The following is a 17,925-nucleotide window of genomic DNA, read 5'->3' on the forward strand; positions in this document are numbered from 1 at the left end:
TCCTATCTTTGTACTTCGTTTAGCACGTATGCTTCCAGTACATCTCCTGGTTTAATGTCATTATAATTTTCTAAGCCCATACCGCCCTCATAGCCTTGAGTCAATTCTTTAACATCGTCTTTATATCTCTTCAATGAAGAAATAGGACCTTCGAAAATTAATATTTCATCTCTCAACAAACGAACCACAGCATTTCTAGTTACTTTTCCTGTATTAACATATACTCCGGCAACAGTACCTACTCCTGGAACTTTGAAAGTATCTCTAACTGTAGCTCTCCCTAAAACTTCTTCTTGATATTGTGGTTTTAACATACCAGTAATTGCATTTTTTACATCCTCTATAGCATCATATATAACTCTATAAGTTCTTATTTCTATAGATTCATTTTTTGCCATATCTAAAGCCACTTGAGTTGGTCTTACGTTAAAACCAATGATTATAGCACTTGATGCAGATGCTAAGTTAACATCAGATTCAGTAATACCACCGACAGCACCGTGAATTATATTAACTTTTACTTCTTCATTGCTTAATTTTATTAATGATTGTTTGATAGCGTCAATTGTACCTTTAACATCAGTTTTTATTATAATATTAAGGTCTTTAGTTTCTCCGTCTGAAATTTTTCCAAATAACTCGTCTAAGTTCATGTTTGAAGATGACTTGATTTGTTCTTCACGGTTATGGTCTTTTATTTTTTGAGCATAATTTCTAGCTTCTTTTTCATCTTTGACAGCGTATATCATATCGCCAGCTTCAGGTACTTCGTTTAAACCTAAAATCAATACTGGTGTTGAAGGACCTGCTTTTTTAACTTGCTTTCCTTGATCATTAAACATAGCTCTGATACGACCACTTGCTTGTCCACTAAATACCATATCAGAATGTTTCAAGGTACCTTTTTGAACCAAAATTGTAGCAGTTGGACCCCTTCCTTTATCAAGTTGAGCCTCTATTACTGTTCCTACAGCAAGTCTATTAGGATTAGCTTTTAGTTCTTCCATTTCTGCAACCATCAAAATCATTTCTAATAAATCATCTATACCTTCACCAGTTCTAGCAGAAACTGGAACTAAAACTGTATCTCCACCCCAGTCTTCTGGAACCAATCCATTTTCAGCTAATTCTGTTTTTACTCTCTCTATATTTGCGTTTTCTTTATCTATTTTATTAATAGCTACAATTATTGGAACTCCAGCTGCCTTTGAGTGATTGATAGCTTCGATTGTTTGAGGCATTACCCCGTCATCCGCAGCAACTACTAATATTGAAACGTCTGTTACTTGAGCTCCTCTACTTCTCATTGCCGTGAAAGCTTCGTGGCCAGGCGTATCTAAAAATACTATTTTCTTGTCATTAACTCTAATAGTATATGCACCTATATGTTGCGTAATTCCACCGGCTTCTCTTCCAGCAACTCTTGAATTTCTAATTCTATCAAGTATAGAAGTTTTACCATGGTCAACGTGTCCCATTACGGTGATAACAGGTGGTCTTTCCTTTAAATCTTCTTTCTTGTCTTCAAAATCTAGATTAAAAACATCATCATCATCGAAATCTTCGACTTCATCTTGTTCAACGATAACATCAAACTCACCTGCTACTAAACTTGCAGTATCAAAATCAATTTCTTGATTTTGATTTGCCATAATGCCTAATTCCATTAGTTTCATTATTAATTCACTAATAGATACACTAATTTTTTCAGATAAATCTTTTACTGTAATTGTAGGTTGAATAATAAATTTTTTTGGTTCTTTTGGCTCATTCTTGATGACTTCTTCTTTTTTATTTTGATTATTGTTTTGCTTATTATTTTTATTATTCTTGTTGTTTTTGTTATTTCTGTTATTCTTATTATTGTTAGAATTTTTATTTTTGTTATTTTTAAAATTCTTATTCTTTTTCTTATCGTTAGAATCATGCTTTTCATTCATTTCAGATTTGTTTTTATGCTTTATCTTATCGAAATGAGATACAGATTCATCATCATTATTTCTTGGATGTTTTGGTTTAAATCCTTTTTTAGAATTATCATCTTGTTTATTAGCTTCAGTATGCGATCTACTTTCCACGTTTTCTTTTGAAATTTTATTAACATCTTGTCTATTTTCTTTTTTTGAATTACTGTTCTTTTGATTATTTTGAACTTTTTTTGGTTTTTCATAAAAAGATTTAACTTTTGATATTTGGTCTTTATCTAATGTTGACATGTGACTTTTAACTTCTATTTTGTTTTCTTTTAATTTGTTCATTAAGTCTTTTGTTGAAACATTCAATTGTTTTGCCAATTCGTATACTCTTATCTTTTCCATACAAAGACCTCCTTTTGATTAATCTTCTACATGGTTAATTAACTCCTCATATATAAGTGCGTCTACATCTGTTTTTAAAACCTGATTTAGTCTTCTGTTTTTCTTTGCCTTGTTTATACATTTTAAATCCTTGCATAAATAAGCCCCTCTGCCATTTTTCTTATTTGTCAAATCTACAGAAACTCCGTCTTCTTTATTAAAAACAACTCTTATTAGTTCTTCCTTTGGTTTATTTTCACCACAAACAACACATTTTCTTAAAGGAATTTTTTTAGTTTTCATTTAATACTCCAAAACTTAAATACATTTAATTTTCAGAATCTTCTGCAATTTCAGTATATTCGGAATCTAAAGAATTATCTTCTTTAGTATCCTTAATATCTTCAATTTCTTCTATATCATCTGATTCATGATATTTAATCTTATCAAATACTTTGTCTTTATCTTCATCTCTAACTTCAATACCATTTGCTTCTAAAAAAGCTGCTTCTCCATCGAATTCAACAGACAAGCTACCATCTTCATAAGATTCTAAGTATTGGTTAAGTCCTTTGATGTCTATTTTCCAGTTCGTTAACTTAGCTGCAAGTCTAGCGTTTTGTCCTTCTTTTCCTATAGCTAAAGATAATTGATCTTCTGAAACAATTACACGGCATATTTTTTGAGCTTCGTCAATGAATGTAGCTATTACTTCAGATGGACTTAAACTATTAGATATGAAAGCCTTAATATCTTTTGACCAAATAACAATATCAAGTTTTTCGCCATTCAACTCATCCACAATAGACTTAACTCTGGTTCCACTGAAACCTACACATGAGCCAACTGGATCAACATTTTCATCATTACTGAATACCGCAATCTTAGTTCTTGAGCCAGGTTCTCTTGCAACGCTAAAAATCTCAACAGTTCCATCATTTATTTCCGGAACTTCTAATTCAAATAATCTTTTTATTAGAGAATTATCTGTCCTTGATAATATTATTTGAGCTCCTTTTGTAGTGTTTTTGACCTCTTTAATAAAAAGTTTTAATCTTTTGTTAGGAGTATATTCTTCAGATTTTATTTGTTCTGAAACTGGTATTATACCTTCTACTCTACCCAAATCAATATAGACAATTCCACGTTCAACACGTTGAACTGTTCCAGTGATTATTTCTTTTTCTCTGTCAATAAATTCGTTATAAATATTATCACGTTCTGCATCTTTTAGTTTTTGAATAACAATATTTCTAGCAGTTTGAGCAGCTATTCTTCCGAAGTTTTTGGGTGTTATTTCAATTTTCACTTTATCACCTAAATCGTATTTACGTTTAATAGTCTTAGCTTCTTCTAAACTTATTTCAGTATTTTTGTCTTCAACATTTTCAACAACAGTTTTGATTGCATATAAATTCACCTTACCGTTGTCTCTATTTATGTTAACTTCTACAGAACTTTCTTCGTTTTCATGGTCTTGATAATCAAAATTTTTCTCATAGCTTTTAATCAACGCTTTTTCTAAAGCATCGAAAACAACTTCTCTTGGTATTTTTTTTGATTTTTCTAATTCATCAAGAGCCTTTATAAAATCATTGTTCATATATTACTATCAATCGAATAAAGAAAGCTTAATCGATGATATATTACTCCTTTCAATTTTAATTTGATTTTTTTCTAATTCCAAAGATATTTCTTGATTATTGAAATCTTTTAAAATACCTTTGAACTCTTTCTTATTATCTAATTTTTGATATAAATTTACTATTACAACATTCCCTAAATTTTTTTTGAAATCTTTATCTCTAGTGAATGGTGTAGTTATATCTACTGATGCAATTTCTAAATAATAGGGATCTGAAATAGGATCTATTTCGTCCAGTTTGTCAGTTATTCTATTATTTATTAACTCACAATCATCAATTGATATTAGACCTTCATCCTTTTCAATGTAAAAAGTCAAAATATTTTTTCCATTTTGATTTGAATATTCTACATCATAAAAGTCGATCCCAGTATCTTCAATTAAAGGGCTGAGGTCATTATTCATAAGTTCGCTAAGATATTTCTTATTCATATATCTCCTTTTCGTAAATTATTTAAATAAATAAGAGTGGGATTCCCCACTCTTAGCCACAATTTATTCTAAATTAATTGTATCATAATTAATCATAATAATCAAACTATCTTCTATTTCTTAAAGATAAAGGCTTATCAATTATTTCTTTCATAATGATAGCTTTTTTTAATTCATCTTTATGTTTAAATTCATCATTAATCTCAACTCTGATCAATTCTAATTCGTCGTTTTTTTCTTCGAAAAAATCTTTATCAATTAATTTTTGATTTTCTTTTCTCTTATTTGTTTGCTCAAAATTATTGATATTATTTTGATTGTATTGAGAATTGTTTGATTTATTATAAGATAATTTGGTATTTGATTTATCTTTTCTTAAATCCTCTAATGTCTTTTTCTTGCGATAATCCTTACGGTTAAAGTTTTTTTGGTAACGACTTGAACTACTCATATGAATAAAATAATTAGCAAAAAACTTTACAACTATTATCGTAATTACAAGAGATAGAAAAGAAAACATTACTTATCATCCTCTTTTATTTTTTCGCTATTTCCTGAGATAGCTTGTCTCATCTCAGTATCACTTATAATATTTTTCATATTATAATAATCTAAGACTCCCAAATTACCAGATTCTAAAGCTTTAGCGATAGCTAGTGGAACCTTTGATTCACTTTCAACTACTTTTGCTCTCATTGAACGAACTTCTGCTATCATTTCTTGTTCTTTTGCAACGGCCATAGCTCTTCTTTCTTCTGCTTTTGCTTGAGCAATTCGTTTGTCCGCCTCTGCTTGATCTGTTTGTAGTTTCGCTCCAATATTTCTTCCTACATCGACATCTGCTATATCAATAGAAAGTATTTCAAATGCAGTTCCTGAATCCAATCCTTTGTTCAGTACAGTTTTTGAGATTGAATCTGGATTTTCAAGAACAGATGTATGAGATTCTGATGAACCTACAGTAGTTACAATACCTTCACCAACTCTAGCTATTATAGTTTCTTCTCCTGCACCACCAATTAATCTTTCAATGTTTGCTCTAACAGTAACTTTGGCCTTAACAATAACTTCAATACCGTTCATTGCAACTGCTGCAATGTTTGGAGTTTCAATTACTTTTGGGTTAACCGAAACTTGTACTGCTTCTAATACATTTCTACCAGCTAAATCAATAGCTGCTGCTCTTTCAAATTCTAACTCAATATCTGCTCTTTGTGCAGCGATTAATGCATTTACTAAAGTATTTACATTACCACCTGCTAAATAATGCGCTTCAAGTTGATTAGTAGTTAGATTTAATCCTGCTTTTGTTGCTTTGATAAGAGGATTTATAATGTTTTTAGGAATAACTCTACGTAATCTCATACCTATTAATTGTGAAATTTTAACGTGGACACCTGAAAATTGAGCAGTAACCCATAAACCTACAGGAACTAACGAAAAGAATACTAATAGCAATATAACTATTAATATAGGTACTAAAAATGGAATTTCAAATGGCATTTTACACTCTCCTTACTATTATTTTAAAATCTTTTATTTCACTAACAACAACTTCGCAACCTTTTGGAATAAAATCTCCCCTAGTAATAGCGTCAATATAATCGCCATCTATTTCAATTTTGCCGCTCGGTCTTAAAGGTGTTATAGTAATTCCCTTTTTGTTCAAGTATTTTTTTGATGACTGAGTAAATGATTTCGAATTAGTTTCTTTTAACACAAATTTATTAAATTTACTAGAGTCAAAATCCTTACTTAAAAATACTAAAATAAACAATACGTCAATCGTTATTGCTATAGCTACGGTTAAAAAGGCTAGATACAAATCATTAATAATCATGCTTATTCCAACTATCATTGAAAAAACGCCCACTAAACCAGCAATAAAACCTCCAGGGACTATCAATTCTAAACCAACAAATAACAATCCTATTAAAAATACAAGTATTCCAACTATATTAATATCACCGTTATTATAATAAGATAAAATAAATAAAACAGAAAAAATCGCAGTCAATAACCCATATTTATATTTCTTATTTGATAATACTAGCAGCGTGATACATATAAATGTTACTGTTAAAAAAATCATACTAAAAATATGATTAGAAAATATACTCATAGAAAACGATAACACCCCCTAAAATTATTTACAACATAATTATACACTAAATAAGACAATAAAAAAAGATTCCCATAAGGAATCTTTCATTAAATATCAAATTTCATTAGAAATTTCTTTTTTTTCTTTTAGCTGCTTCAGATTTTTTCTTTTTCTTTACGCTAGGTTTTTCGTAATGTTCTCTTTTTCTATATTCAGATAAAACTCCAGATCTAGCACATTGTCTTTTAAATCTTTTTATAGCGTTATCTAATGATTCGTTTTCTCCAACTCTAATTTCTGACATGGTTTCCCTCCCCTCTTTATTGCAAGAATGCTCACAAAAGAGCAGAATTTATACCAAAATAGTATAACACAATTCTAACAAAATAACAATATTTTTATGGCCAATTAAGTTTTTTCTTACCTAGCACATGAAAATGCATGTGTGGTACTGTTTGTCCACCATCTTCACCGCAGTTATTAACTATCCTGTAGCCAGATTGATCAATATTGAACTCTTTTGCTAATTTTGCAATTACTTCAAATATATGAGCAATAATTTGTGAATTTGATTCATCAATATCATTAGCACCAGAAATATGTTCTTTAGGTATAACTAAAAAATGTACTGGAGTAACTGGATTGATGTCGTGAAAAGCGTAAACCAAATCATCTTCATATATTTTTTTAGAAGGTATTTCTCCATTAACTATTTTACAAAATACACAGTCCATGACTCGCCTCCGGTGATATTATACCAAAAAGTATTTAAATTTTCAATTATCTGCATACGAGTTCTTCGTTTTCTCTTCTGTCGCAAACAACATCTACTATTTTATTCGAAAGATTTTGGTTATATTCTCTTTTTACTCTAATATAGTTAGTGGTATAGCCTTTAATATATCCATTATCATTTTTTGATTCGAATAATACTTTGATTGGTTGATTTAGCATATTATCTAAAAATTTATCTGTATAATATATTGATTTGTCTATTAAAATTTGGCTTCTTTCTTTTTTTACGACTCCGGAAATTTGATTTTTCATTCTACTTGCAACAGTACCTTTTCTATTAGAATACTTAAAAACATGAATTTTTGAAAATTGTATTTTATCGACAAATTTCAATGTTTTCTCAAAATCTTCATCAGTTTCACCAGGAAACCCAACAATTATATCAGTTGTAATGGCAGCATTTGGATAATACTGTCTAATTAAATTTATAGTTTTTTCATAAAGGTCTGTATCATATTTTCTATTCATTGATTTGAGAATTTTATCTGAACCACTTTGAAGTGATAAATGGAAATGATCACAAAATTGTTGTACTTTACTCAACCTATCTAAAAATTGTTTGTCAACAATTCTTGGCTCTAATGAGCTCAGCCTAATTCTTTTTATTTTATCAATATTTCCAATGTCTTCTATTACATCTATCAAACCAATATCATCTGTATCAAAGTCTTTACCGTATGACGCTACATGAATTCCTGTTAAGACAATTTCCTTAAAACCATTATCAGCTAGTCTTTTCGCTTCTAAAACAATATCTCGAATATTTCGTGAACGTATAGGGCCTCTGGCATAAGGAATTATGCAATATGAACAAAATTGGCTACAACCTTCCTGTATTTTAATATAAGCTCGAGTCATTGAATGTTCTGTATTTATAGTTAATTCTTCGAATTCTCTATTCTTACCTATATTTTCGACCTTGTTTATAATTTTATTAGATGATTTTGCTAGTTCACATAGTTCTACGATTTCTTTTCGGTATTTTGTTCCGAGAATTACATTTACACCTTCAATGCTTTCGATTTCATCAGGACTAACTTGAGAGTAACAACCTACAACAGCAATTATTGCATCACTGTTTTCAGATCTAATCTTAGATATTTGTTGTCGACTTTTTCTATCGGACAAATTTGTAACGGTACATGTATTAAGCACAAAAACATCGCAATTATAATCTTCTGTAATCTCATAACCATTTTTCACAAATAATTCAGCCATAGCTTCTGTTTCGTATTGATTAACTTTACAACCTAATGTTGAAAATTTTACTTTTTTCATTATTTTATATCTCCTAATTCATATTGAATAATACTCAAAGCACAAATTGGAGCTGTATCTGCGCGTAAAATTCTGTTTCCCAATGAAACTGATTTAAATCCTTTTGACTTTAAAACATTTAAATTTTCTTCAGATAATCCGCCTTCTGGGCCAATGAAAATATTTATATCTTTATAATTTGAATTAGTCAACAAAGAATGAATGCTTTCTGTTTCATTTTCATAGAATACTAAACTTAAACTATTATCTTGATTTGATATTTCATGGATATTAAGTAGTCCTTCTATTTCAGGGATAGATGTTCTCTTTGACTGTTTCGATGATTCTAGTGCGATTTTTTCAAATCTATTCTGTTTTTTAATCCACTTTTTTTCATCTAATTTTACAACAGTTCTTTCAGTTTCTACAAATACAATTCTATTTACACCTAATTCAGTGACTTTTTGAATGATATACTCATTTTTATCTGATTTAAGGATACATTGATATAAAGTAATGTTCAAAGGAGATTCATATTGAACGTCATCTTCATCTATTATTTTACAAATTATTTCATCGGGAGTAATATCTTCAATTTTAGTTACAAAAGTTGTATCTCCAATTACTTGATGAATCAAATCACCTTTAGAAAGTCTTAAAGAATTTTTGATATGATTATAATCTTCATCTTTTATTATAATTTTATCATCTATCTTATCTTTGGGATTACGAAAAGTTCTATACATTTTTGAACCTACTTATTACGCTAATCCATTCACCTTTTTCAGATATTTCTACAATTTCAAGGCTGTTTTTTTCTAAAATATTTACAATTTTATCTCTTTGAGAATTGATCAATCCTGAGCAAATGAAAATGCCATCTTTTTCTAATGCTTTTGGCAGATCTGGAATTAAAATATCTAATACGTTCAATAAAATATTAGCTATTACTACATCGTATTTTTTATCAACTTTATCTAGGAGAGAGCCTTCTACAGCTTTGATATTAGATATTTTATTCAGTTCTGCATTATCTAATGTTGCTTCTACAGCTAATGGGTCAATATCTGTAGCAAAAACTTCTTTAGCACCTAATTTTGAAGAAGCTACAGAAAGTATTCCTGATCCACAACCAATGTCTAAAACACTCTTATTATCGAGCTGCAGCTGTTGAAGTTGTTCAATACATAAGTTTGTTGTTTCGTGGAGTCCTGTACCAAATGCCATTCCCGGATTAATTTCTAACACGGTGTGATCTGTTTCATCTATTTCAATCCAGCTAGGTTTTATAAGAATATTGCCAATATAAAATGGTTCGTAATACTTTTTCCATTCATTAGCCCAGTCCATATCTTCAATTTCTTTGTTCTTACTAATTTGAACATCTATCTTGTTATTGATAGAGAATTCATTAATTTTTGCTTCAATTTCTTCATAATTTACTTTATCATCTTCGTAAAAAGCTTTAATGATTACATTATCATGTGGTGTAAAATCTTCGTCGTCTATTACCACCCAGTAAGGTTGATCTTTCTTAAAATCTAAAACATCTTGATAATCATCTATTTGTAAATTTTCTATTCCTAAATCGTATAGTATAGAACTTATGATTTCGTCATATCCTTTTGGACATTTAATATCAAAGCTTAGCCATTTTTCCATTATTCAAACATATCCTTTATTTTATCAAATATTGATTTCTTTTCATTTACATTTAATTCTTGATTCATACTTTCTGAAAATTCAATCAATTTTTCTTTTTGATCTTTATTTATTTTTTTAGGAACAATGATTTTAACAGTAAATAATATGTCTCCTCTTGTATTAGAATTTAAATATGGAACACCCTTTGATTTAAGTTTAAATGTTGTATTTGGTTGAGTTCCTTCTGGAAGTTCAAATTCTTCTATGCCATCTAAAGTTGGAACTTCAATTTTTGAACCAAGTACAGCCTGAGCATATGTGATAGGCATATCAAAAACAATATCATTATTAATTCTTCTGAAAAATTCATGTTCTCTAATCTTTATGATAACATATAAGTCGCCTGGACTACCATTATTTTCGCCATCATTACCTTCACCCTTCACACTCATGATAGCTCCATTGTTTATTCCTTTAGGTATAGTAATGTTTATTGTTTTTCTTTGAACTTCGTATCCTTTACCTTTACAATTTTCACATTTTTCATCGATTACATAGCCTTCTCCATGACATTTATCACATTCAGATTGTTGTGTAAAAATTCCAAAAGGTGTTCTTTTAGTATCGTTTATGATCCCAGTACCATTACATTTATCGCATTTTCTCTTTTTTGTTCCTGGCTTTGCTCCATCGCCATTACAAACATGACATTTTACCTTTTTCTTATAAGAAATTTCTTTTTTAGTACCGTTAATTGAATCTTCAAAATCTATTTCCAGTTCAACTTGAATATTAGAGCCTTTTCTAGGGGCATTTGGATTTCTAGAATATGATCTAGAACTAAAACCACCAAATATATCACCGAAAAAATCACCAAATATATCACCGATATCTGAAAATCCTCCACCTGATCCTTGATCAAATATTCTATCTCCGTACATATCGTATTTTTTTCTTTTTTCTTTATCACCTAAAACCTCATATGCTCCGTTAATTTCTTTAAATTTATTTTCAGCTTCAGGATCAACACTGTTTATATCTGGATGATATTTTTTTGCTAATTTTCTATATGATTTTTTTATTTCTTCTTGAGTTGCGTTTTCATTAACCTCAAGTACCTCGTACAAATTTTTCATTATTCACCATCCTAATCTACTGACTTTTCTATTTTACTAAAAGATACAAAAAAATCAAGGGGTAAGAACTTTACCCCTTTTTTAAGATTTTTTTAGTTATTATTTATTTTCGTCGTCATCAACAACTTCATAATCGGCATCTACAACATCATCATCTTTTTTAGATTCTTGTGAAGCTCCCGGTTGTTGAGCTGTGTTTTCATATAGTTTAGAACTTAACTTGTACATTTCTTGAGTTAATTCGTCTGTCTTAGCTTTAATATCGTTGTTATCTCCTGAGTCTAAGATTGATTTTAAAGCTTCTACTTTTGAATTGATATCAGATTTTTCGGATTCTGAAACTTTGTCGCCTAAGTCTTTGATTGTCTTTTCAACTTGGTAAATTACAGATTCAGCGTTATTCTTTGTTTCAATAGTTTCTTTTTTGTTTTTATCTTCTTCAGCATACTTACTTGCTTCGTCAACTTTTCTCTTGATTTCTTCATCGCTCATTTTAGTTGAAGAAGTAATTGTCATAGCTTGTTGTTTTCCAGATCCTAAATCTTTAGCACTTACGTTTACAATACCATTCGCATCAATATCAAATGTTACTTCAATTTGAGGTACTCCTCTTGGGGCTGCTGGAATTTCAGTTAAGTTGAATTGTCCTAACAAAGTATTGTCAGCTGCCATTTCTCTTTCGCCTTGTAGCACTTTGATTTCTACAGATGTTTGACCGTCAGCTGCTGTTGTAAATACTTGAGATTTTTTAGTTGGGATTGTAGTGTTTCTTTCTATTAATTTTGTACATACTCCACCTAAAGTTTCGATACCTAATGATAAAGGTGTAACATCAAGTAACAATAAATCTTTTACTTCACCAGTTAATACTCCGCCTTGTAATGCTGCACCAATAGCAACACATTCATCTGGGTTAATATCTTTTTGTGGATTTTTACCTATTAATTTTTTAACAGCTTCTTGAACAGCTGGAATTCTTGTAGATCCACCAACTAATAAAACTTTTTCAATATCGTTGTGACTTAATCCAGCATCTTCTAGTGCTTGTCTTACTGGTTTTAAAGATTCTTCAACTAGGTCAGATGTTAATTCATCAAATTTTGATCTTGTAATATCCATATTTAAATGAACTGGAGTTCCATTTACAGCTGAAATGAATGGTAAGTTAACATTAGTAGAAACTCTTGTAGATAGTTCTTTCTTAGCGTTTTCTGCTGCATCTTTAAGTCTTTGTTTAGAAGTAGCATCTTTTCTTAAATCTACACCATTTTGTTTCATGAATTCATCTGCAAGATAGTTTAATAATTTTTCATCAAAATCATCTCCACCTAGTCTGTTATTACCACGTGTAGCTAATACTTCGAATACGCCATCTCCAACTTCAAGGATTGAAACGTCGAATGTACCACCACCTAAGTCATAAACCATAACTTTGTGTTGATCAGTTTCTTTATCAATACCATAAGCCAATGCAGCCGCTGTTGGTTCGTTGATTATTCTTTTTACGTTTAATCCAGCAATCTTACCAGCGTTTTTAGTTGCTTGTCTTTGAGAGTCTGTAAAGTAAGCTGGAACAGTAATTACTGCTTCTGTAACTTCTTCTCCTAAATAACTTTCAGTGTCAGCTTTTAATTTTTGCAAAATCATTGCTGAAATTTCTTCTGGAGAATAATCTTTACCATCAATGTTTACTTTGTATTCAGTACCCATTTCTCTTTTAATTGATGTGATTGTTCTGTCTGGATTTGTAATTGCTTGTCTTTTTGCTGTTTCACCAACTAATCTTTCACCATCTTTAGTAAATGCTACGATTGATGGAGTAGTTCTATTACCTTCAGAGTTAGGAACTATAACAGATTCTCCACCTTCCATAACTGCTACTGCTGAATTTGTTGTACCTAAATCAATACCTATTACTTTACTCATTATAAAATCCTCCTTTTAGATTTTTATCTATATTTAAAATTCTTATTTACTAACTTTGACCATTGCAGGTCTGATGCATTTGTTATTCAAAATGTATCCTTTTTGGAATACTTCTATTATCATATCTGAACCCTTATCACTATCTTCAGTAATAACTGCATGATGGTAATTTGGATCAAATTTATCTGAACAATCTACTTCTTCCAACCCGAAATCTTTTAGTGATAATAGTAGGTTGTCTCTAATTAATTCAACACCGCTAGAGAACTCATCTTTTTCTTCCTTACTATCAATAGCTCTATCTAAATCATCTATTATAGGTAGAATTTTCAAAATTAAAGATTCGTTGGCTAATTCAATAGACTGTTGTCTTTCTCTATTTGTTCTATTCTTATAATTGATAAAATCCGCTTGTAATCTTTTTAAAGAGTCTTTTAAATCCTCTATTTCAGTATTTACAACTTCATCATTATCATTATCAACTTCTTCTTTTATTGGCTCATTTTCGTTTTTATTTAAATCTTCTTTTTCCAAGTTTTGATCTTCGTTTTTTAGCTCTTCAGAAGATTGACTTTGTTTCAAATTTTCTTCATTATCTTTCATAATAATCCCCCCTAATAATTAATCCATTAATTCTTCTAGATAATTTAAACATAGCTTCTATCGAAAGCTCATAATTCATTCTCATAGGAGCAACAATAGCTATAACACCTATGTTATTTTTATTGAAGAAATAAGAACTCTTAATGATTGTGTTTTCAACAAGTGATTGTTCATTATTTTCATTTCCTACTTTAATGTCCAAGAAATTATCTGAAGAATTCAAAATATTCACTATTTTGTCTTTGTCTTCAAGGTATTCTATTATGCTTTTGACTTTGTCTAAGTCGCTGTATTCACTATATTTGAAAATATTTGATAAACCTTCAACAGATACATACATTGAAGATAACTTATCTTTTTCATTTTCAATAATATCGGTAATTGCACCTTTAAAAAGATCATTATATTTATATTTTGAAGAAAATTCGTCTAAATTATTATAAACTTCATTTAGATTTTTCCCTAAAAAAAGTTTCTTCAATAGAAAATTAATCTTAATTAATTCATTTGATTCTATGACTTGTTCTGATGAAATCACAGTATGATTTAAATCACCAGAATCATATAACGTTAATAAAACATAATTATATTCGCTAATTGGAAGTAACTCTATGTGAGATAAATGCATCCTATCTGATTTTTTTAACATAGAAATAACTGGATACTGAGTTATCTCAGAAATGAATTGAGAAGAAGATTTAATTAATTTCTCTGGTTCAACAATTCTTTCATAAGGTTTTCTTATAGACATTAATGAAGAACTAGAATCGTCAGTTTTATAGAGTTTGTCTAGAATATAATCCACATACAATCTGAAAGCTTTTTGCGATGGAATTCTTCCTGATGAAATATGAGATTGAACTAAATATCCCAAATCTCCTAAGTCGCTCATTTCATTTCTGATTGTTGCTGGACTGAAACCTATATTATAATTCTTTGATAAAACTCGAGATCCTATTGGCTGAGCAGTCTTTATATAATTGTCTATAGTAGCGAGTAAGATATTAAATTTTCTTTGTGTTAAATTTCCATTCAAGACCTCACCTCTTTTTTTGTTAGCAACCTATTACCTTGAGTGATAATAAAATTATACACCACCATTTATAGCATGTCAAGTGTTATATCAAAATATCTACAAAAAAGCTATTTGACACAAAGAAACCACTATCTGTAAAGTTTATACGATCATTTTTATAAATTAATAATCCACTATCAACCCAGTTATCAATCATTTTTTTATTATTCTTATACAAATCTATATTAAACTTTTCCATGTACTCTATTAAATCTAATCCCTGTTTTAATCTCATATTAGTTATTATAAATTCAAATTCTTTTTTTTCTAAGTCAATTTCCTCCAAAAAACTGACCGGTTTTTCATTTTTTAAAATCCTTTTCTTATAATTAGGATAAAAGAATTCATTAGTATACCTTTTTTGATTTATATAGCCTGATGAAGATAAGCCAAACCCATAATACTCTTCATCTCTCCAATAAATTTTGTTGTGTTTTGATTCATAAGTATCTTTAGCAAAATTAGAAATTTCATAATGATTATAATTCTCTAAACCATTGCATATTTTTAAATACATTTCGTATTCAATATCTTCATTCCTATTTTTTTCGATGAACTTTTTATAAAATTTTGTCCCAGGTTCTAAAATCATGTTATACCATGATACATGAGTTGGATTTAATTTATTGATATATTTTAAGTCATTGTCTATAGATTCTAAAGTTTGTTTCGGAAATCCAAATATTAGATCAATAGAAATATTATCAATGTATTTAGAAATTATTTCAAAAGAATTTAAAACATGTGATATGTTATGACCTCTTCCTAAAAATTCATTGTATTCTTCATTGAAAGTTTGAACACCTAAAGATATTCTATCAATTCCAATGTTTTTGTAAGATTCTATTTTTTCTTTAGTAACGAATTCTGGATTACACTCTATTGTGAACTCTTTTAATTCCAAATCGAAACTGTCATTTAGAAGCTTATATACTTCTTCAATATATTTTGAATCAACTAGATTTGGCGTTCCTCCCCCTATATAAATCGTATCTATTTCACCAGTTAAATCTTGATACATTATTATTTCTTTTTTTAATAAGTTAAAGTATTCATCAATTCTTTGGTATTGTTTCGTCATTGTTGAAAAATCACAATAATTACACTTATAAGCACAAAAAGGTATGTGAATATAGATTCCTTTCATAACTCCTCCTATAAAAATAAGCCAAACTTTCGCTTGGCTTAATAAGTTTAATTTCCTTCGTCGTATTTTAAGACTGATAAGAATGCTTCTTGAGGAACATCTACGCTTCCGACAGACCTCATTCGCTTTTTACCTTCTTTTTGTTTTTCCAATAATTTTCTTTTTCTTGTTATATCTCCACCATAACATTTAGCAAGTACATCTTTTCTGTATGCTTTAATAGTTTCTCTTGCTATAATCTTATTACCTATAGCAGCTTGTACAGGTATTACAAATTGATGTCTTGGTATTTCATCTTTAAGTTTTGTTACTATTTTTCTAGCTCTTTCATAAGCTAAGTCTTCATGGACTATAATTGTTAAAGCGTCTACTTTTTCTGAATTAATCATAATTTCGAGTTTAATTAAATCTGATTTTTCATATCCTATTAACTCATAATCTAGTGATGCATATCCCCTCGTTTTAGATTTTAAAGCATCATAGAAATCATAAATAACTTCATTAAGAGGCAATTTATATTTTATAGTTACTCTTTTTTCATCCAGATATGTCATATCCAAGAAAGTTCCTCTTTTGCCTTGGCAAAGTTCCATAATAACACCTACATAATCAGTTGGTGTCATTATTTCTGCATGAACTACAGGCTCTTCAACATAGTCAATTTCTGTTTCTCTAGGAAAGTTTGTAGGGTTTTGAATGTCCACAACCGTTCCATCTTTTTTATGAACTTTATAAATAACACTGGGTGCCGTAGCAATTATATCAAGGTCGAATTCTCTATCTAGTCTTTCTTGAATAATTTCCATGTGTAACAAACCTAAGAATCCACATCTCAAACCAAAACCTAGTGCAATAGATGTTTCATTTTCAAAAGTTAGCGCTGCATCATTAACTTGAAGTTTTTCTAGAGCATCTCTAACGGAATTGAAATCTTCACCTTCAGCCGGATAAATACCACAATATACCATCGGAGTGACTTGCTTGTAGCCTTCTAAAGGTTTGTCAACAGGGTTATGTTTATCTGTAATAGTATCTCCGACTCTGGCATCCTTTACATTTTTGATACTACAAACTACATATCCAACATCACCAGCACTGATTTTATCTGTGCTTATCATTCCAGAGGATGTGTAACCACACTCAGTAACTTCAAAAGACTTATTCGTAGACATCATCAATATTTCAGAACCAGGTTTTATACAACCATCGAAAACTCTAACATATACAACAACGCCTTTGTAAAAATCGTAATATGAATCAAATATCAACGCTTTTAGAGGTTTTTCTTCATCACCTATAGGGGCTGGAACGTTGTTAACAATATCTTCTAATACATCAACGATGTTTATACCTTCTTTTGCAGAAACAGCAGGAACATTTTCTGAATCTAATCCAATTATATCTTCGATTTCTTTTTTAGCGAATTCGATATCTGCACTTGGCAAATCTATTTTATTAATTACTGGTAAAATCTCCAAATTTTGATCAATAGCTAAATAAACATTTCCTAAAGTTTGTGCTTCTACACCCTGAGTAGCATCAACTATCAAAACGGCACCTTCACATGCTTTTAGAGATCTACTCACTTCATATGTAAAGTCAACGTGTCCTGGAGTATCTATTAAATTAAGATTATAAACATTACCATCCTTAGCTTTATAAAATAATTTTATAGCTTTTAATTTGATTGTTATTCCTCTCTCACGTTCTAAATCCATAGAATCTAAAACCTGTTCACTCATTTCCCTATGTGTTAGCATACCAGTTTCTTCAATCAATCTATCAGCTAACGTTGATTTTCCATGATCTATATGTGCTATTATTGAAAAATTTCTTATGTATTTCTTATCGTTATTCATTTATC

At 29.6% G+C, this 17,925-nt stretch carries 18 protein-coding genes and 1 pseudogene; all 19 read right to left on the reverse strand.

The annotated features are described in order from the left end of the window. Positions 1-2 precede the first annotated feature (2 nt). A complete protein-coding gene (infB, locus tag ACLUJM_RS00635) occupies positions 3-1,742 on the reverse strand; it encodes a translation initiation factor IF-2 (protein WP_412411931.1) in 1,740 nt (579 codons plus the stop codon). A 447-nt stretch (positions 1,743-2,189) separates the two neighbouring features. After that, positions 2,190-2,318 (reverse strand): annotated as a pseudogene (locus ACLUJM_RS00640) (translation initiation factor IF-2 N-terminal domain-containing protein); the annotation flags it as partial. Between the two features lie 18 nt (positions 2,319-2,336). After that, a complete protein-coding gene (gene rnpM / locus ACLUJM_RS00645; RefSeq protein ID WP_094208604.1) occupies positions 2,337-2,600 on the reverse strand; it encodes an RNase P modulator RnpM in 264 nt (87 codons plus the stop codon). Between the two features lie 25 nt (positions 2,601-2,625). Next, positions 2,626-3,900 carry a transcription termination factor NusA gene (nusA, locus tag ACLUJM_RS00650; protein WP_412411861.1) on the reverse strand — a complete coding sequence of 425 codons (1,275 nt, stop codon included), beginning with the start codon at positions 3,898-3,900 and terminating at the stop codon, positions 2,626-2,628. A gap of 9 nt (positions 3,901-3,909) precedes the next feature. Next, positions 3,910-4,374, reverse strand: coding sequence for a ribosome maturation factor RimP (gene rimP / locus ACLUJM_RS00655; protein WP_412411862.1), 465 nt, complete (start codon positions 4,372-4,374; stop codon positions 3,910-3,912). Between the two features lie 106 nt (positions 4,375-4,480). Further along, on the reverse strand, positions 4,481-4,894 hold the full coding sequence (locus ACLUJM_RS00660; RefSeq protein WP_412411863.1) for a hypothetical protein: 414 nt from the start codon (positions 4,892-4,894) through the stop codon (positions 4,481-4,483). Beyond that, complete coding sequence (gene floA / locus ACLUJM_RS00665) at positions 4,894-5,877, reverse strand: flotillin-like protein FloA (protein ID WP_002836436.1); 984 nt, start codon at positions 5,875-5,877, stop codon at positions 4,894-4,896. The genes ACLUJM_RS00660 and floA overlap by 1 nt, the downstream gene beginning before the upstream one ends. A gap of 1 nt (position 5,878) precedes the next feature. Beyond that, a complete protein-coding gene (locus tag ACLUJM_RS00670; protein ID WP_281682773.1) occupies positions 5,879-6,496 on the reverse strand; it encodes an NfeD family protein in 618 nt (205 codons plus the stop codon). 106 nt (positions 6,497-6,602) lie between these two features. After that, positions 6,603-6,782, reverse strand: coding sequence for a 30S ribosomal protein S21 (gene rpsU, locus ACLUJM_RS00675; RefSeq protein WP_412411864.1), 180 nt, complete (start codon positions 6,780-6,782; stop codon positions 6,603-6,605). Between the two features lie 94 nt (positions 6,783-6,876). Beyond that, positions 6,877-7,212 (reverse strand): histidine triad nucleotide-binding protein, encoded by a 336-nt coding sequence (locus ACLUJM_RS00680; protein WP_412411865.1) that lies wholly within the window; start codon positions 7,210-7,212, stop codon positions 6,877-6,879. A gap of 46 nt (positions 7,213-7,258) precedes the next feature. Beyond that, entirely contained in the window at positions 7,259-8,551 is a 1,293-nt protein-coding gene (gene mtaB, locus ACLUJM_RS00685; protein WP_412411866.1) for a tRNA (N(6)-L-threonylcarbamoyladenosine(37)-C(2))-methylthiotransferase MtaB, read from the reverse strand. Then, positions 8,551-9,276, reverse strand: coding sequence for an RsmE family RNA methyltransferase (locus tag ACLUJM_RS00690; protein WP_412411867.1), 726 nt, complete (start codon positions 9,274-9,276; stop codon positions 8,551-8,553). Before ACLUJM_RS00690 ends, mtaB begins: the two co-directional genes overlap by 1 nt. Continuing rightward, on the reverse strand, positions 9,269-10,192 hold the full coding sequence (gene prmA / locus ACLUJM_RS00695) for a 50S ribosomal protein L11 methyltransferase (RefSeq protein ID WP_412411868.1): 924 nt from the start codon (positions 10,190-10,192) through the stop codon (positions 9,269-9,271). Before prmA ends, ACLUJM_RS00690 begins: the two co-directional genes overlap by 8 nt. Then, on the reverse strand, positions 10,192-11,310 hold the full coding sequence (dnaJ, locus tag ACLUJM_RS00700) for a molecular chaperone DnaJ (protein ID WP_412411869.1): 1,119 nt from the start codon (positions 11,308-11,310) through the stop codon (positions 10,192-10,194). Before dnaJ ends, prmA begins: the two co-directional genes overlap by 1 nt. A gap of 99 nt (positions 11,311-11,409) precedes the next feature. Next, positions 11,410-13,236 (reverse strand): molecular chaperone DnaK, encoded by a 1,827-nt coding sequence (gene dnaK / locus ACLUJM_RS00705; protein ID WP_154272619.1) that lies wholly within the window; start codon positions 13,234-13,236, stop codon positions 11,410-11,412. Between the two features lie 42 nt (positions 13,237-13,278). Continuing rightward, positions 13,279-13,839: a nucleotide exchange factor GrpE gene (locus ACLUJM_RS00710; protein WP_412411870.1), complete on the reverse strand. Its 561-nt coding sequence runs from the start codon at positions 13,837-13,839 to the stop codon at positions 13,279-13,281. Further along, complete coding sequence (gene hrcA, locus ACLUJM_RS00715; RefSeq protein ID WP_412411871.1) at positions 13,829-14,875, reverse strand: heat-inducible transcriptional repressor HrcA; 1,047 nt, start codon at positions 14,873-14,875, stop codon at positions 13,829-13,831. The genes ACLUJM_RS00710 and hrcA overlap by 11 nt, the downstream gene beginning before the upstream one ends. An 82-nt stretch (positions 14,876-14,957) precedes the next feature. Next, a complete protein-coding gene (gene hemW, locus ACLUJM_RS00720; RefSeq protein ID WP_412411872.1) occupies positions 14,958-16,061 on the reverse strand; it encodes a radical SAM family heme chaperone HemW in 1,104 nt (367 codons plus the stop codon). A gap of 47 nt (positions 16,062-16,108) precedes the next feature. Further along, positions 16,109-17,920: a translation elongation factor 4 gene (gene lepA / locus ACLUJM_RS00725; RefSeq protein WP_412411873.1), complete on the reverse strand. Its 1,812-nt coding sequence runs from the start codon at positions 17,918-17,920 to the stop codon at positions 16,109-16,111. Positions 17,921-17,925: the final 5 nt, after the last annotated feature.

This window comes from Finegoldia sp., assembly GCF_046991905.1.
Classification (GTDB): Bacteria; Bacillota; Clostridia; order Tissierellales; family Peptoniphilaceae; genus Finegoldia.

Coding starts and splice junctions, on each gene's coding strand:
- rnpM (WP_094208604.1), bottom strand. CDS start 2,600: ATGAAAACTAAAAAAATTCCTTTAAGAAAATGTGTTGTTTGTGGTGAA.
- rimP (WP_412411862.1), bottom strand. CDS start 4,374: ATGAATAAGAAATATCTTAGCGAACTTATGAATAATGACCTCAGCCCT.
- ACLUJM_RS00690 (WP_412411867.1), bottom strand. CDS start 9,276: ATGTATAGAACTTTTCGTAATCCCAAAGATAAGATAGATGATAAAATT.
- dnaJ (WP_412411869.1), bottom strand. CDS start 11,310: ATGAAAAATTTGTACGAGGTACTTGAGGTTAATGAAAACGCAACTCAA.
- lepA (WP_412411873.1), bottom strand. CDS start 17,920: ATGAATAACGATAAGAAATACATAAGAAATTTTTCAATAATAGCACAT.
- prmA (WP_412411868.1), bottom strand. CDS start 10,192: ATGGAAAAATGGCTAAGCTTTGATATTAAATGTCCAAAAGGATATGAC.
- ACLUJM_RS00670 (WP_281682773.1), bottom strand. CDS start 6,496: ATGAGTATATTTTCTAATCATATTTTTAGTATGATTTTTTTAACAGTA.
- dnaK (WP_154272619.1), bottom strand. CDS start 13,236: ATGAGTAAAGTAATAGGTATTGATTTAGGTACAACAAATTCAGCAGTA.
- hemW (WP_412411872.1), bottom strand. CDS start 16,061: ATGAAAGGAATCTATATTCACATACCTTTTTGTGCTTATAAGTGTAAT.
- ACLUJM_RS00710 (WP_412411870.1), bottom strand. CDS start 13,839: ATGAAAGATAATGAAGAAAATTTGAAACAAAGTCAATCTTCTGAAGAG.
- rpsU (WP_412411864.1), bottom strand. CDS start 6,782: ATGTCAGAAATTAGAGTTGGAGAAAACGAATCATTAGATAACGCTATA.
- floA (WP_002836436.1), bottom strand. CDS start 5,877: ATGCCATTTGAAATTCCATTTTTAGTACCTATATTAATAGTTATATTG.
- ACLUJM_RS00660 (WP_412411863.1), bottom strand. CDS start 4,894: ATGTTTTCTTTTCTATCTCTTGTAATTACGATAATAGTTGTAAAGTTT.
- ACLUJM_RS00680 (WP_412411865.1), bottom strand. CDS start 7,212: ATGGACTGTGTATTTTGTAAAATAGTTAATGGAGAAATACCTTCTAAA.
- nusA (WP_412411861.1), bottom strand. CDS start 3,900: ATGAACAATGATTTTATAAAGGCTCTTGATGAATTAGAAAAATCAAAA.
- mtaB (WP_412411866.1), bottom strand. CDS start 8,551: ATGAAAAAAGTAAAATTTTCAACATTAGGTTGTAAAGTTAATCAATAC.